Origin of the sequence: Schinkia azotoformans, from assembly GCF_035811335.1 — a bacterium.
In the GTDB taxonomy this organism is placed as follows: Bacteria; Bacillota; Bacilli; order Bacillales; family Bacillaceae_J; genus Schinkia; species Schinkia azotoformans.
Map to the genome: position 1 here is coordinate 36,963 of NZ_JARSMD010000026.1, position 15,257 is coordinate 52,219.

The 15,257-nt window shown below is 37.8% G+C and carries 16 protein-coding genes; all 16 read left to right on the forward strand.

The window, feature by feature from the left end:
• The first annotated feature begins 81 nt into the window (after positions 1-81).
• The 16 genes from lepB to fliE all read left to right on the forward strand — a co-directional run bounded on the left by lepB (position 82) and on the right by fliE (position 15,242).
• Positions 82-630: a signal peptidase I gene (lepB, locus tag P9E47_RS16105; RefSeq protein ID WP_003332516.1), complete on the forward strand. Its 549-nt coding sequence runs from the start codon at positions 82-84 to the stop codon at positions 628-630.
• Positions 631-643: 13 nt separating this feature from the next.
• Complete coding sequence (ylqF, locus tag P9E47_RS16110) at positions 644-1,501, forward strand: ribosome biogenesis GTPase YlqF (protein ID WP_326164025.1); 858 nt, start codon at positions 644-646, stop codon at positions 1,499-1,501.
• Positions 1,502-1,634: 133 nt separating this feature from the next.
• On the forward strand, positions 1,635-2,411 hold the full coding sequence (locus P9E47_RS16115; RefSeq protein ID WP_326164026.1) for a ribonuclease HII: 777 nt from the start codon (positions 1,635-1,637) through the stop codon (positions 2,409-2,411).
• A gap of 31 nt (positions 2,412-2,442) precedes the next feature.
• Positions 2,443-3,591, forward strand: a complete 1,149-nt coding sequence (locus P9E47_RS16120; RefSeq protein ID WP_326164027.1) for a hypothetical protein — start codon at positions 2,443-2,445, stop codon at positions 3,589-3,591.
• Positions 3,588-3,875, forward strand: a complete 288-nt coding sequence (locus tag P9E47_RS16125; protein WP_326164028.1) for an EscU/YscU/HrcU family type III secretion system export apparatus switch protein — start codon at positions 3,588-3,590, stop codon at positions 3,873-3,875. Before P9E47_RS16120 ends, P9E47_RS16125 begins: the two co-directional genes overlap by 4 nt.
• A 188-nt stretch (positions 3,876-4,063) precedes the next feature.
• The gene (sucC, locus tag P9E47_RS16130; RefSeq protein WP_003332522.1) at positions 4,064-5,224 is read left to right on the forward strand and encodes an ADP-forming succinate--CoA ligase subunit beta; all 1,161 of its coding nucleotides are present in this window, start codon (positions 4,064-4,066) and stop codon (positions 5,222-5,224) included.
• Positions 5,225-5,255: 31 nt separating this feature from the next.
• Positions 5,256-6,158, forward strand: coding sequence for a succinate--CoA ligase subunit alpha (sucD, locus tag P9E47_RS16135; protein WP_003332523.1), 903 nt, complete (start codon positions 5,256-5,258; stop codon positions 6,156-6,158).
• An 89-nt stretch (positions 6,159-6,247) separates the two neighbouring features.
• Entirely contained in the window at positions 6,248-7,114 is an 867-nt protein-coding gene (gene dprA / locus P9E47_RS16140) for a DNA-processing protein DprA (RefSeq protein ID WP_003332524.1), read from the forward strand.
• Positions 7,115-7,247: 133 nt separating this feature from the next.
• Complete coding sequence (gene topA / locus P9E47_RS16145) at positions 7,248-9,329, forward strand: type I DNA topoisomerase (protein ID WP_003332525.1); 2,082 nt, start codon at positions 7,248-7,250, stop codon at positions 9,327-9,329.
• Positions 9,330-9,467: 138 nt separating this feature from the next.
• A complete protein-coding gene (gene trmFO, locus P9E47_RS16150; RefSeq protein ID WP_326164030.1) occupies positions 9,468-10,775 on the forward strand; it encodes an FADH(2)-oxidizing methylenetetrahydrofolate--tRNA-(uracil(54)-C(5))-methyltransferase TrmFO in 1,308 nt (435 codons plus the stop codon).
• 208 nt (positions 10,776-10,983) lie between these two features.
• Positions 10,984-11,529 carry an ATP-dependent protease subunit HslV gene (hslV, locus tag P9E47_RS16155; protein WP_326164032.1) on the forward strand — a complete coding sequence of 182 codons (546 nt, stop codon included), beginning with the start codon at positions 10,984-10,986 and terminating at the stop codon, positions 11,527-11,529.
• Between the two features lie 16 nt (positions 11,530-11,545).
• The gene (hslU, locus tag P9E47_RS16160) at positions 11,546-12,940 is read left to right on the forward strand and encodes an HslU--HslV peptidase ATPase subunit (protein WP_003332529.1); all 1,395 of its coding nucleotides are present in this window, start codon (positions 11,546-11,548) and stop codon (positions 12,938-12,940) included.
• A gap of 88 nt (positions 12,941-13,028) precedes the next feature.
• Positions 13,029-13,808: a GTP-sensing pleiotropic transcriptional regulator CodY gene (gene codY / locus P9E47_RS16165; RefSeq protein WP_003332530.1), complete on the forward strand. Its 780-nt coding sequence runs from the start codon at positions 13,029-13,031 to the stop codon at positions 13,806-13,808.
• A gap of 267 nt (positions 13,809-14,075) precedes the next feature.
• Positions 14,076-14,459, forward strand: a complete 384-nt coding sequence (gene flgB, locus P9E47_RS16170; protein ID WP_003332531.1) for a flagellar basal body rod protein FlgB — start codon at positions 14,076-14,078, stop codon at positions 14,457-14,459.
• A gap of 2 nt (positions 14,460-14,461) precedes the next feature.
• Positions 14,462-14,914, forward strand: coding sequence for a flagellar basal body rod protein FlgC (gene flgC / locus P9E47_RS16175; RefSeq protein ID WP_003332532.1), 453 nt, complete (start codon positions 14,462-14,464; stop codon positions 14,912-14,914).
• Between the two features lie 19 nt (positions 14,915-14,933).
• Positions 14,934-15,242 carry a flagellar hook-basal body complex protein FliE gene (gene fliE / locus P9E47_RS16180; protein WP_326164033.1) on the forward strand — a complete coding sequence of 103 codons (309 nt, stop codon included), beginning with the start codon at positions 14,934-14,936 and terminating at the stop codon, positions 15,240-15,242.
• The last annotated feature ends 15 nt before the right edge of the window (positions 15,243-15,257 follow it).

The window sequence follows — 15,257 nt, forward strand, 5'->3', positions numbered from 1 at the left end:
GCTTGGTATTCAAGCTCCTTTTTTCCAACTTACTTTAGCTTTATTGATTTCATATTTTTATGTATTTTGGAGGAACGGTATATGTCCCAAAGCAAGAACGAGGTATGGGAATGGATTAAAGCACTAATCATTGCAGTACTGTTAGCGGGTGGAATTCGGTTTTTCCTATTTGCTCCTATCGTTGTTGATGGTGAGTCCATGATGCCGACATTACATGATCATTATCGGATGATTGTAAATAAAATCGGCTACAAAATTGGAAAGCCTGAAAGATTTGATATTGTTGTATTCCACGCTACCGAGGAAAGAGATTATATTAAACGTGTCATTGGTTTACCTGGTGATCATGTTGAATACAAGGATGACGTTTTATATATTAATGGAGAGCCGATTGAGGAGCCTTATTTGGACCAATATAAACAGGATGTAAATGGGCCTCTTACTAATGATTTTACACTTGAAGAGGTTACAGGCTTGGATAAGGTACCGGAAGGTCACATATTTGTTCTTGGTGATAACCGCCGTTTTAGTAAAGACAGTCGAATAATTGGCACTGTGGAAATGGAAAAGGTATTAGGGAAGACAAATATTGTATACTGGCCACCAAGTGATTTTCAAATCATCAAGTAGTAGGTGAATAAGAATGACAATTCAGTGGTTTCCTGGCCATATGGCAAAAGCGAAACGACAAGTAATTGAAAAATTAAAATTAATTGATGTTGTAATAGAATTAGTTGATGCCCGGATTCCTTATTCATCGAGAAATCCAATGATAGATGAAATTATTTCAGGAAAGCCAAGATTAGTTTTATTAAACAAAGCCGATCTGGCTGATCCTAAAAAAACGGATGAATGGATTATATATTTCGAAAATAAAGGATATAAATGTTTAGCCATTAATGCACAGACAAAAAATGATATGAAAAATATCATCTCCGAATGTAAAGCCTTAACTCAAGAGAAATTTGATAAAATGAGGGCTAAAGGTATAAAGAATACAAGGGCGATACGAGCTTTAATCGTTGGTATTCCAAATGTCGGCAAATCTACATTAATCAACCGACTAGCTAATAAGCTGATTGCCAAAACTGGAGATCGACCGGGTGTTACAACAGGTCAGCAATGGATTAAGGTCGGTAAAGAGTTTGAACTGCTGGATACTCCCGGTATTTTATGGCCTAAGTTTGAGGACCAGGAAGTAGGATATCGTCTGGCCGTAACGGGTGCGATTAAAGAAAATCTCCTCGACTTTCAAGATGTTGTCGTTTATGCATTGAAATTTTTAACAAAGTATTATCCTGATAATCTAAAGGAACGTTATCAATTAAATGAAATTTCAACAGAAATGGTAGAGTTGTTTGATCAAATAGGTAAATTTAGGGGTTGTTTGATGGGCGGAGGACTGATTGATTATGATAAAACCGCAGAGGTTGTCATAAGGGATCTACGCTCTGGAAAACTCGGCCGTTTAACCTTTGATCATCCATCCGATATAGAATGATAAGGTGTCAGTCACTTCCTGAACGTTAATTAGTCCGGGAAGAGAGCTCGACACCTTCTTTATTTTTTTCAAGGAATGCCGATATAAGTTATATCTTTACTCAGTAAAAAAGAAAGTGAGTTTGAGTTTTACTATGACTAAAACAATCAAGGAAATCGAAGAAATATTTAGGAGCAGTGAAGATTTTTTCAATGAAGCATTTTTAGCGGAAGTAAAAAGTGATAAGCGAAAGGGCGTCCAGCTTTTATATAGCAAGTGGTTAAAGAACAAGGCAGAGGAAAAAAAGTTAAAGGACAAATTTGAGCAAATGTCCATTTATGAAAACGAATTACGGCATCAACGTATACATAGGATTGCCGGTGTTGATGAGGTGGGAAGAGGTCCCCTTGCAGGTCCTGTTGTATGTGCAGCTGTGATTTTGGGAGAGAAATTTTTCCTGCCGGGTATAAATGATTCAAAAGCTATATCAGAAAAAAAACGGGAACTATTTTATGAATATATTATAGAGAATGCTATGAGTGTTGGCATCGGTAGTGCATCGGCAATTGAAATAGATGAATTAAATATTTATCAGGCTACAAAACTGGCAATGACCCGTGCTATTAAGAAATTGGAAATTTCACCTGAGTATTTACTAATCGATGCAATGGAGCTCCCGCTTTCGATTCCGCAAAAATCAATCATTAAGGGTGACGCAAAAAGTATATCAATCGCGGCTAGTTCAGTTGTTGCCAAAGTAACTAGAGACCGTTATATGAAAGAGCTGGGTAAGAAATATCCGCAATATGGATTTGAAAGTCATATGGGTTACGGCACAAGTCAACATTTACAAGCGATCGAAAAATATGGAGTCATAGAGGAACATCGGCGTTCATTTGCCCCGGTTAAAGATTTATTTCAATTAGTATAATGATCAATATTTAGCGAAGGAGAGGGTAGCATTGATTCAATTTAATAATCTGCAATCATTTTTCCAAAACGAAAAACTGCCTACAGGGCAAATGGTTCCTTCAAAAGTGGGGAATAATAGTATAGATGACCTTACGTTATCGAAAACGGAAAGTGCAGATATAGAAGAGCAGCTTATTACCCTTCTGAAAAAAGTAGGAATCGCTGATACGAAAGCGAATCAACAATTGCTGCGGTTATTTCTAAATGAACAGTTACCAATCTCAAAGGAGTCGCTAAAAGCTGCATCGGAGTGGTTAAAAGAAATGGCCAAAGGCGATATGCCCAAAGCGCTCGAAGCAATAAAAATGACAGTTCAGAAAGAACTGCCATTAACCGGGCCCATTCTTAATAGTATGTTGGCACTACAGACAGAAGAAACGATAACGACTAATCTAGCTAAAGTCTTTGAAGCACTTATATCAATCAACCCAAAAACAAATACACACCAACAGTTAGAAGCATTGTTAAGACAGCTTACGGAACCAAGTCTACATTTAGAAAATGAAAAAGACATAACTCAATTGTTCAAACGAACGGTGGAAGCTATAGGATTACAATATGAGCACGATATTAGTATTTTGGAAAAAGAACAAACGGCTGAAAATAAATTACTTGCATTGAAGCCTTTATTAATGAAAGCACTAGAGGAAACATCTAACCCTCATGCTAGAGATAAAATGGATCAGTTATTAACGAGAATTACCGGACTCCAACTCATTAATAGCGGACAGGAAGGACAATTTCAGCAATTGTTAATACATCTTCCAATATTGCTTGGAAATCATTCAACAGATGTCAGATTTAAGTGGATCGGGAAAAAACAACAGAATGGTCAGATTGATCCGGACTATTGCCGCGTATTATTTTATTTAGAATTGGAGCATTTACAAGAGATGCTAGTAGATGTTCATGTCCAAAATAGAATTGTAAATATCCGAATATACAATGATAATCCGAAGCTAAATCCGGTTATTAAAAGTGTTCAGCAGCTATTAAAAGATAAACTTGAAAATCTTCAGTATCATTTGTCCAGCATAATTGTTTCAACGAAAGAAAATGAAAATAATAAAAAACCAAAAACAACTGAAAAACTATCCACATTTTCACCATCAATGAATGGAGTGGATATTAAAATATGAAACAGGATCTCAGGATGAAAAGAAAAGAAGCAGTAGCACTTTCCTATGATATTTCCAAAAATTTAGCTCCAAAGGTTATTGCAAAAGGGAAGGGTGAAGTAGCGGATAATATATTGGAAAAGGCAAAGGAATTTAATATTCCTATCCAAGGGGACCCGACGTTAGTTGAACTCCTTGGTCAACTTGAAATTAATGAAACGATACCAGAAGAATTGTATCAAGCGATTGCAGAGATCTTCGCTTTTATCTACAGAATTGACAAATCGATGAAAGATGTCGAATAATAAAATGGATATTAATATTATATTGTCAAAATTTATCCCCAGCTGACTTTTTTTGTAAACAAAAAAATTTTAAAAGGAGTTTATAAAATTATGTAGAAATATAGACACTGGGGATAAAACTACTATACAATAAGACAGGTAGTCCAAATTTGTCTAAATTGTATACATAAGAGATTGGAGGATGGAGAATGAATATCCACGAGTATCAAGGCAAAGAAATCCTCAGACAATACGGGGTGGCAGTTCCAAATGGGAAAGTTGCTTTCACTGTTGAGGAAGCTGTAGAAGCAGCACAGGCATTAGATAGTAATGTATGGGTTGTAAAAGCCCAAATCCATGCAGGCGGTAGGGGTAAAGCCGGTGGGGTTAAAGTTGCAAAAAGTTTAGATGAGGTTAAACAGTATGCTAGCGAAATTTTAGGCAAAACGCTTGTGACTCATCAAACTGGCCCTGAAGGAAAAGAAGTGAAACGCTTATTAATTGAAGAGGGCTGCGACATTAAGAAAGAATATTATGTCGGCCTAGTCTTAGACCGAGCAACTTCTCGCGTTGTCCTAATGGCATCTGAAGAAGGTGGAACAGAAATCGAAGAAGTAGCAGCAGCTACTCCTGAAAAGATTTTCAAAGAGGAGATTGACCCAGCTATTGGCTTACAAGCGTTCCAAGCGCGTCGTCTAGCATACCAAATCAACATTCCAAATGAATTGGTTAATAAAGCTGTAGCGTTTATGATGGGCTTATATAATGCATATATCGATAAAGATTGTTCAATTGCTGAAATTAATCCGCTAGTTGTTACTGGAGACGGACAAGTTATGGCTCTTGATGCTAAGTTAAATTTTGACTCAAATGCACTTTACCGTCAAAAAGATGTACTTGCATACCGTGACTTAGAAGAAGAAGATCCAAAAGAAATTGAAGCATCTAAATACGATTTAAGCTATATTTCATTAGATGGAAATATCGGTTGTATGGTTAATGGTGCAGGTCTTGCAATGTCTACAATGGATATTATCAAGCATTATGGCGGTGATCCGGCTAACTTCTTGGATGTTGGTGGCGGCGCAACTGCCGAAAAGGTTACAGAAGCATTTAAAATCATCCTTTCTGATCCAAACGTTAAAGGTATTTTCGTTAATATCTTTGGTGGAATCATGAAGTGTGACGTTATTGCAGAAGGCGTAGTAGAAGCAGCGAAACAAGTAGGTTTATCGGTTCCTTTAGTTGTACGGTTAGAAGGAACAAATGTTGACTTAGGTAAGAAAATTCTTGCTGAGTCGGATATTGATATTGTTCCTGCAGAGTCTATGGCTGACGGCGCACAAAAAATCGTATCATTAGTAGGTTAATGAAAGCTGGATTAAGAAAGGAGAAAATGACGTGGGTGTATTTGTAAATAAAGATACAAAAGTTATTGTTCAGGGGATTACTGGTAAAACAGCCCGTTTCCATACACAACAAATGTTAGAATACGGAACAAAAATCGTAGGAGGAACATCTCCAGGTAAAGGTGGTACAGAGGTTGAAGGTGTACCTGTATTTAATACTGTTCAAGAAGCAGTAGAAGCCACAGGTGCTAATGCTTCCGTAATTTACGTTGCAGCACCATTTGCAGCAGATGCAATCATGGAAGCAGTGGATGCAGAACTTGATCTTGCCATCTGTATTACAGAGCATATCCCAGTATTAGATATGGTGAAGGTTAAGCGTTATATGGAAGGAAAGAAAACACGCTTAGTAGGTCCTAACTGTCCGGGCGTTATTACAGCAGACGAGTGTAAAATTGGTATTATGCCTGGCTACATTCATAAAAAGGGCCATGTAGGTGTTGTTTCACGTTCTGGAACATTAACTTATGAGGCTGTACATCAGTTAACTCAAGCTGGTGTTGGTCAAACTTCAGCAGTTGGTATTGGTGGAGACCCAGTAAACGGCACAAACTTTATTGATGTTTTAAAGGCATTTAATGAAGATGAAGAAACATTAGCAGTTATCATGATTGGTGAAATCGGTGGAACAGCTGAAGAAGAAGCTGCAGAATGGGTTAAAGCTAACATGACAAAACCTGTTGTAGGCTTTATCGGTGGTCGTACAGCTCCTCCTGGAAAGCGTATGGGACATGCTGGTGCGATTATTTCTGGCGGTAAAGGTACTGCTGATGAAAAGATCAGAGTTATGAATGAATGCGGCATTAAAGTAGCTGAAACTCCATCTGTTATGGGTGAAACTTTAATCTCAGTATTAAAAGAAAAAGGTTTATACGAAAAGTGTAAAAATCTATAGGAGCTAGACATTAGCGCGCAAAACTTATTACTAACTAGGGGCTGACACAACTTTTGTGACAGTCCCTTTTTAATTAGAGGGAGGACGTAATGGAAGAAATGAAAAAGCGGTTAGTCCATATACACAGCGCTAGAGGTATTGGATGGAAATCAATCTACAGATTTATTCATTTTGATTCTACACTTCAATTGATCTTCACTTTAAAAGAACATCAATTCCCTGCACTTTTTCAAATGACTGCAAAAAATGCAAAGTTATTTTATGCAGATTTACATTCCACATCTACCGACGCACTATTGGATCAGTTTCATAAAGAACAAGTGCACCTCTTAACTATTTTCGATAACGAATATCCTGCCTGTTTAAGCAAGATTTATGATCCCCCTTGGGTTTTATATTTAAAAGGTAAGAAATCACTACTAAAGAGCAATTGTATTAGCGTAGTAGGTACTAGAAATCCTTCGCCGTATGGAATCGACGTAATTAAGACGATTATCCCTCCGCTCATCAAAAATAATTGGACAATTGTTAGCGGACTTGCGCTCGGGATCGATGCTGAAGCACATAAAATTTCCATAAAGGAGAAAGGTAATACAATAGCCGTTCTCGGTTCTGGAGTTCATCAAATTTATCCCACAAGCAATCAAAGCCTAGCCTCTGAAATGGCAATCTCCCAGTTATTATTATCCGAATTTCCTCCATATCGGAAAGCTGAAAAATGGCATTTCCCATTAAGAAATCGAATTATCAGCGGTATATCAAAAGGAACGGTGATCATTGAAGCCAAAGAACGAAGCGGATCGTTAATAACAGCTGAACAAGCCCTAGAGCAAGGAAGAGACGTATTTGCAGTACCAGGTTCCATATTTGAACCTAGGAGCCATGGGACAAACCGCCTTATTCAACAAGGTGCTAAATTAGTCTTAACTGCAGAGGATATAATAGAAGAAATCTAAAAAATAATTATTAAAAAATAACGAAAATATACATTAAAATGTATAAATTGAGAAATCATGTTTGACAAAAGTATATAAAGTATTTAATAATAATGAAGATTTTATTATTACCTCGTTAGGGAGGGATAGGTATATGTCGGATTATTTAGTAATCGTAGAATCGCCGGCAAAGGCGAAGACAATTGAACGTTATCTTGGACGGAAATACAAAGTTAAAGCTTCCATGGGCCATGTTCGTGACTTGCCCAAAAGTCAAACTGGCGTTGACATAGAAAATCAATATGAACCGAAGTATATTACTATTCGTGGTAAAGGACCTGTATTAAAAGAATTAAAAACAGCAGCTAAAAAAGCGAAGAAAATCTACCTAGCAGCCGACCCTGACCGCGAAGGGGAAGCCATTGCATGGCACTTAGCCCATACACTTAATATTGATGAAAACTCTGACTGTCGTGTTGTCTTTAATGAAATTACCAAGGATGCAATTAAAGAAGCGTTCAAACATCCAAGAGCCATTAATAAGGATTTAGTGAATTCCCAACAGGCGAGAAGAATATTAGACCGCCTAGTCGGCTATAACATTAGTCCAATTTTATGGAAAAAAGTAAAAAAAGGACTAAGCGCTGGCCGTGTACAATCTGTAGCTGTGCGTTTAATCATAGACCGTGAAAAGGAAATACAAGAATTCGTTCCTGAAGAATATTGGTCGATCACGGGTCTATTTGAAGTAAATAATGAAACTTTCGAGGCCGGCTTTTATGGGGCGGATGGAAAAAAACTTGACTTAAGCAATGAAGATGAAGTGAAAAATGTTATAAATCGAATCAAGGGTAAAGATTATATTGTGCAATCCGTTAAGAAGAGAGAAAGAAAAAGGAATCCAGCAGCCCCTTTTACGACATCTTCCTTGCAACAAGAAGCTGCACGGAAATTAAATTTTAGAGCCAAAAAGACAATGATGATTGCTCAACAGCTTTATGAAGGGATTGACTTAGGCGGAGCGGAAGGAACAGTCGGTCTCATAACCTATATGAGAACGGACTCGACGAGAATATCCGAAACAGCCCAAACGGAAGCCAATCAATATATAGAATCCGAATTTGGAAAGGATTATACTGCGCAGAACGAAAAAAAGACTGAAAAAAAATCAGCCAATGCTCAAGATGCCCATGAGGCTGTGCGTCCTACCTCAATATTAAGGACGCCAAACAGCCTTAAAACGGTGCTCGGTAGAGATCAGCTAAGGTTATACCGCCTTATTTGGGAGCGCTTCGTTGCGAGTCAAATGGCTCCAGCAGTTATGGATACAATGACTGTTGACCTTGTAAATGAAGGCGTGATTTTCCGAGCTAATGGTTCTAAAGTAAAATTCCCTGGGTTCATGAAAGTTTATATTGAAGGTAATGATGATAATACCAAAGATGAGGATAAACTGCTCCCGGATATTGAGGAAGGGATGACTGTTTCCTCAAAAGAAATAGATCCAAAACAACATTTTACACAGCCTCCTCCAAGGTATACGGAGGCAAGGCTTGTAAAGACGCTAGAGGAGCTTGGAATTGGTAGACCATCTACCTTCGCCCCAACATTGGATACGATTCAAAAGCGGGGTTATGTTGCCTTAGATAATAAACGATTTATTCCAACCGAGTTGGGGACCATCGTTCATGAATTAATAATAGAATTTTTTCCGGAAATCTTGGACCTTGAATTTACGGCCAAAATGGAAACAAGTCTTGACCTTATCGAGGAAGGGCAGACAAATTGGGTTGAGATCATCGACGAATTTTACCAAGGCTTTGAAAAACGTTTAAGAGTTGCGGAAAAGGAAATGCAAGAAGTAGAAATAAAGGATGAACCTGCTGGAGAAGACTGCGAACAATGTGGTAGCCCGATGGTTTATAAAATGGGGCGCTTTGGAAAATTTATGGCTTGTTCAAATTTTCCGGACTGCCGCAATACAAAAGCGATTGTTAAAGAAATTGGCGTGAAATGCCCTACTTGTAAGGAAGGCAATATTATAGAAAGAAAAAGCAAGAAGAAACGGATTTTTTATGGCTGTGACACATATCCAAACTGTGAATTTTTATCATGGGATAAACCAATTGCACGGGCCTGTCCAAAATGCAGTGGCTTGTTAGTAGAAAAGAAATCAAAACAAGGAATGCAGGTTCAATGTACAAATTGCGATTATAAAGAAGAACCACAACAATAGTAGCTTTATTCAGTCTACTGAATAAAGCTGCTGCCTCCGGCGGATGCCTCAGATTTTCAGTGGTAGTTTTTCGAGCGAGCTCGAAAAAATCTGGGCACAAATACGCCAAGGCGCATTTGATTATAGGAGGGTTTGACATTGAGTCAGGATTTAATAACGATAGTTGGGGCGGGTCTTGCTGGCAGTGAAGCCGCGTGGCAAGCGGCTAACCGTGGCGTTAAAGTTCATCTTTATGAGATGCGTCCGGTAAAGCAAACACCTGCCCACCATACAGATAAATTTGCTGAATTAGTCTGCAGTAATTCATTAAGGGCCAATACATTAACCAACGCAGTAGGCGTCTTAAAAGAAGAAATGCGCCATTTGAATTCAATCATTATTGGTTCGGCGGATGAATGTGCTGTTCCTGCCGGTGGCGCATTAGCTGTAGATCGCCACGAATTTTCTGCTAAAGTTACGGAGAAAATAAAAAAACATCCGAATATTACTGTCATAAACGAAGAGGTTCAAAGGATTCCGGAAGGTATTGCGATCATTGCTTCCGGACCTTTAACTTCAGAAGCAATGTCTAATGAAATTAAGCAGTTAACCGGGGAAGAGTATTTTTATTTTTACGATGCCGCTGCACCGATCATTGAAAAAGAAAGCATTAATATGGAAAAAGCATATTTAAAGTCAAGATATGATAAAGGTGAAGCAGCTTATATTAACTGTCCGATGACGGAAGAAGAATTTAATACCTTTTATAATGCCCTTATTCATGCGGAGACAGTTCCTTTAAAAGAATTCGAAAAAGAAATTTTCTTTGAAGGCTGCATGCCGATTGAGGTTATGGCCAACCGTGGAATAAAAACTATGCTTTTTGGACCGTTAAAGCCGGTTGGCTTAGAGGACCCAAGAACAGGAAAGAGACCGTATGCAGTTGTTCAGCTAAGGCAGGACGATGCCGCCGGAACATTATATAATATCGTTGGCTTTCAAACGCATTTAAAATGGGGGGCGCAAAAGGAAGTCATTCAGCTAATACCGGGTTTGGAGAATGCTGAAATTATTCGTTACGGCGTCATGCATAGGAATACGTTTATTAACTCACCAAACTTGCTAAAATCGACTTATCAGTTGAAAAAAGATGATAAGATATTTTTTGCTGGTCAAATGACCGGAGTCGAAGGCTATGTAGAATCGGCAGCTTCGGGGCTTGTCGCTGGCGTAAATGCCGCGAAACTTATTAAAGGCCAAACTCCTGTAAGTTTTCCGGAAGAGACCGCTATCGGAAGTATGGCTCATTACATAACGGCCACGAATGCAAAAAGCTTTCAGCCGATGAATGCTAACTTTGGCATATTTCCACCGCTTCCCCAAAAAATAAAAAACAAGCAAGAAAGATATGAAAAGCATGCAGACCGAGCATTGGGGTCTATTCAGAATTTTGTGAATTATTTATGAAAAGTTTGCAATTTACTATAGTAGTATGGTAAGATTTATGGGACTTAACCTTTAAACAGCAAAAGGACTTTTTTAGCAGCAAGGAATTGAAAAATTTGCTGCTGTTTCTTATGTTTGTTTCTAATAATAAATTCTTAATACATAAGAACCATTAGCTGATACATAGATTTAAGAAGAAGGAATTCCACTTATTCTTAGGGGGTCTTTTATGAGTTCATCATTTCATGCAACAACCATTTTTGCAATTCATCATAACGGGAAATGTGCAATGGCCGGCGACGGTCAAGTTACATTTGGAAATGCTGTTATTATGAAACATTCTGCACGAAAGGTCCGTAGATTATATAACGGGAAAGTCGTTGCCGGATTCGCCGGCTCTGTTGCAGATGCTTTCACATTGTTTGAAAAGTTCGAAGGACGATTGGAAGAATACAATGGTAATCTGCAACGCGCGGCAGTTGAACTTGCAAAGGAATGGCGCAGCGACAAGGTTTTAAGACAATTAGAGGCAATGCTCATCGTTATGAATGAAGATTCTTTATTGCTCATTTCTGGAACGGGTGAAGTGATTGAGCCAGATGATGGCATACTTGCCATTGGTTCGGGGGGGAACTATGCATTATCAGCCGGTCGGGCATTAAAGCGATACGCTGGTGATCATTTAACTGCTAAGGAGATTGCAAAATCCGCTTTAGAAATAGCCGGTGAAATTTGTGTTTACACCAATAATAATATTATTGTGGAAGAACTTTGAGTTGGAGGGATCAAGGATGAAAAAGGATTTAACTCCGCGTCAAATTGTTGAACGCCTTGACCAATTTATCGTTGGGCAAGACAAAGCAAAACGTGCAGTTGCTGTTGCTCTTCGGAATCGATATCGTAGAACTCTACTTGATGATAGACTTCGGGATGAAATAACCCCCAAAAATATACTAATGATCGGACCGACCGGAGTAGGAAAGACGGAAATTGCAAGAAGACTAGCGAAGCTAGTTGGAGCTCCATTTATAAAGGTTGAAGCTACAAAGTTTACTGAAGTAGGCTATGTTGGCAGAGATGTTGAATCTATGGTAAGAGATCTAGTTGAAACATCGATTCGTCTTGTGAAAGAAGAAAAAATGCAAAGTGTCCGTGCGAAGGCAGAGGAAAATGCCAATAAACGAATTGTTGAATTGCTAGTGCCGACAAAACAAAAGCAAACACAATATCGAAATCCATTGGAAATGTTATTTGGTGGGCAAAATCAAACACAAGATTATGATCAACAGCCATCAGAGGACCAGAACATTTCACAACGAAGAAAGCAAATGGCTCATCAACTTGCTCTTGGTGAATTAGAGGATCATATCATCACTGTTGAGGTTGAAGAGCAACAAGCTTCGATGTTTGATCTACTCCAAGGTTCAGGTATGGAACAGATGGGCATGAATATGCAGGACGCGCTCGGCTCTTTAATGCCTAAGAAGAAAAAAAAGCGCAAGCTTACTGTAAAAGAAGCACGAAAAGTTTTGACACAAGATGAAGCTAATAAGTTAATTGATATGGATGAGGTAACAGGGGAGGCCGTTTCAAAAGCCGAACAAATGGGGCTCATTTTTATCGATGAGATTGATAAGATTGCCGGTAAAAATCAAAATTCCGCAGATGTATCTAGAGAAGGAGTTCAACGTGACATTCTACCGATTGTTGAAGGATCTACGGTTGTGACTAAATATGGCCCTGTGAAAACAGATCATATTTTGTTCGTGGCTGCGGGTGCTTTTCATATGGCGAAGCCTTCTGATTTAATACCTGAATTACAAGGTCGGTTTCCAATCCGTGTTGAGTTAACTAGTCTCTCTGTTGATGACTTTGTTCGAATTTTAACAGAGCCAAGCAATGCTTTATTAAAACAATATGAAGCATTATTGCAAACGGAAGGTATCAAACTTGAATTTTCTGACGATGCTATTCGTAAGATAGCAACAATTGCCTATGAAGTGAATCAGGAGACTGATAATATTGGTGCAAGAAGACTTCATACAATTCTTGAACGATTGCTTGAAGATCTATCATTCGAGGCTTCGGATATCAATCTGGAAAAGGTCATGATCACGCCGGAATATGTAGATGAAAAATTAAGTACAATTGCTAGAAATAAGGATTTAAGTCAATATATATTATAACTTTATTCATACTGAATAAAGTTAAAGCCTCTGGGCGCAAATACGCCAAGGCGCATTTGATTATTTTTCCAATATTAGGAGGATTAAGATGAAGTTACTTGATAAAACTAGACAAATTAACGCAATGCTGCAAAAAGTTGGCGGAAAACCAGTTAACTTTAAAGAAATGGCTGAAACTTTACGTGATGTGATTGAGTCGAATGTTTATGTCGTAAGTAGAAGAGGGAAATTGTTAGGATTTGCAATAAAGCAACAAATTGAAAATGATCGTATGAAATTGATGTTGGAAGAAAGACAGTTTCCTACTGACTACACAAATAATTTATTTAATGTAACAGAAACATCAGCAAATCTGGATATTGATAGTGAATATACAGCTTTTCCGGTAGAAAATAGAGATATTTTTCAAGCGGGCTTAACGACTATCGTTCCAATTAATGGTGGAGGAGAACGTCTAGGTACATTAATTCTTGCAAGAATTCAGGAAAATTTTTCAGATGATGATTTAATTCTTGCAGAGTATGGTGCAACAGTAGTAGGCATGGAAATTCTTCGTGAAAAATCAGAAGAAATTGAAGAAGAGGCAAGAAGTAAAGCCGTTGTTCAAATGGCAATCAGCTCATTATCATATAGTGAGTTGGAAGCAATTGAGCATATCTTTGATGAACTGGAAGGTAATGAAGGATTGCTAGTTGCCAGTAAAATTGCCGACCGTGTAGGAATTACACGTTCAGTTATTGTTAACGCACTAAGAAAATTAGAAAGTGCGGGTGTAATCGAATCACGTTCTCTTGGTATGAAAGGGACATATATCAAGGTATTAAATGACAAATTCCTTATTGAACTTTCAAAATTAAAAACCAATTAATAATAAAAGCTGTCCAATTTGGGTTGTTTCTACTAAATTTGGGCAGCTTTTTTTTATGTGGTTTTTGTAGGATAAATGGGACTTTTTTTCTAATTTTATAGACATTTGCCGACAATTTGTTTTTTTTGTTATCATTTGTATAGAAATGATTTATAATAATGTGTAAATTGTAATATGATATTCTATAGTGTATTTTATCTTGGGAATAATTACCTAATTCCTGTGGTTTAGTTACATAGTAAAATGAATGTAGTGAGGAGATATACTATGAAACTATTTTCAGATTCTATTCAGTCATTAGAAAATGCTTTGGCATACTCATCGCTTAAACAAAAGACGATCTCAAATAATATTGCCAATGTAGATACGCCTAACTATAAAGCTCAGGAAGTAAGCTTTAAATCTGAATTTGATCGTGCTACATTACAAGCACGTCGTTCCGATGCTCGGCATTTTGAGTTTAAGCGTGGAAGTTCCAATATTGAAGTAAATACTAGAGCCACAACGTCCTATAACCATAATGGAAACAATGTCGATATTGATAAAGAGATGGCAGAAATGGCTCAAAACCAAATTTACTATAATGTCCTTGTTGATAGGATGAATAGTAAGTTTAATTCTTTAAAAGAGGCTTTAAAGGGAGGTAACTAATCTTGCGTGTTTTTAATGGAATGAATATATCTGCCTCTGCTTTAACGGCTCAGCGCTTTCGTATGGATGTCATTTCATCGAATATGGCCAATGCGGAATCAACAAGAGCTAATTTTGTAAACGGTGAGTGGCAGCCCTATCGCAGAAAAATGGTCGAATTTGAACCTGTTAAAGGTTCATTCAATACTTATTTAAATAAGGCAATGAAGGAGTCGCAAAATCCGGGACAAGGTGTTCGAGTTAGAGCCGTTGTGGAGGACGAGACGCCATTTACGTATGTATATAATCCTGAACATCCAGATGCGAATGCAGATGGATATGTTGCTATGCCTAATGTCGATCCTCTTAAGGAAATGATAGATTTAATGAGTGCAACTAGATCATATGAAGCGAATATCACTGCTTTTAATGCGACGAAAAGCATGTTGATGAAAGCACTTGAAATTGGGAAGTAGTGAGGAGGTAAAGCATTAGATGGAACGAATTTCGCCCTTTAAATTAAATCAGCCAACAAATTTACGTAATGATTCTATTTCTCAAAGAGTCACTCCCTCTGAAGCACACCAGAAATTTTCAAGTGCTTTAAAGAGTGCAATCAATGAACTTAATCAGTCACAAATACAATCTGATATTGCTACGAATAAATTTATAAAAGGTGAAATAACGGATATTCATGATGTAATGATTGCAGCACAGAAGGCAAGTGTAACAAGACAAGCAGCGATTGAAGTACGTAACAAAGTAATCGATGCCTATAAAGAAATTATGAGAATGCAAATCTAAAAAAAGAATAAAACA

What these genes read in the sequence shown, in the direction of transcription:
- topA (WP_003332525.1), top strand. Translation starts at nt 7,248, where the DNA reads ATGTCGGATTATTTAGTAATCGTAGAATCGCCGGCAAAGGCGAAGACA.
- dprA (WP_003332524.1), top strand. Translation starts at nt 6,248, where the DNA reads ATGGAAGAAATGAAAAAGCGGTTAGTCCATATACACAGCGCTAGAGGT.
- flgB (WP_003332531.1), top strand. Translation starts at nt 14,076, where the DNA reads ATGAAACTATTTTCAGATTCTATTCAGTCATTAGAAAATGCTTTGGCA.
- P9E47_RS16115 (WP_326164026.1), top strand. Translation starts at nt 1,635, where the DNA reads ATGACTAAAACAATCAAGGAAATCGAAGAAATATTTAGGAGCAGTGAA.
- P9E47_RS16125 (WP_326164028.1), top strand. Translation starts at nt 3,588, where the DNA reads ATGAAACAGGATCTCAGGATGAAAAGAAAAGAAGCAGTAGCACTTTCC.
- fliE (WP_326164033.1), top strand. Translation starts at nt 14,934, where the DNA reads ATGGAACGAATTTCGCCCTTTAAATTAAATCAGCCAACAAATTTACGT.
- sucC (WP_003332522.1), top strand. Translation starts at nt 4,064, where the DNA reads ATGAATATCCACGAGTATCAAGGCAAAGAAATCCTCAGACAATACGGG.
- codY (WP_003332530.1), top strand. Translation starts at nt 13,029, where the DNA reads ATGAAGTTACTTGATAAAACTAGACAAATTAACGCAATGCTGCAAAAA.
- hslV (WP_326164032.1), top strand. Translation starts at nt 10,984, where the DNA reads ATGAGTTCATCATTTCATGCAACAACCATTTTTGCAATTCATCATAAC.
- ylqF (WP_326164025.1), top strand. Translation starts at nt 644, where the DNA reads ATGACAATTCAGTGGTTTCCTGGCCATATGGCAAAAGCGAAACGACAA.
- hslU (WP_003332529.1), top strand. Translation starts at nt 11,546, where the DNA reads ATGAAAAAGGATTTAACTCCGCGTCAAATTGTTGAACGCCTTGACCAA.
- lepB (WP_003332516.1), top strand. Translation starts at nt 82, where the DNA reads ATGTCCCAAAGCAAGAACGAGGTATGGGAATGGATTAAAGCACTAATC.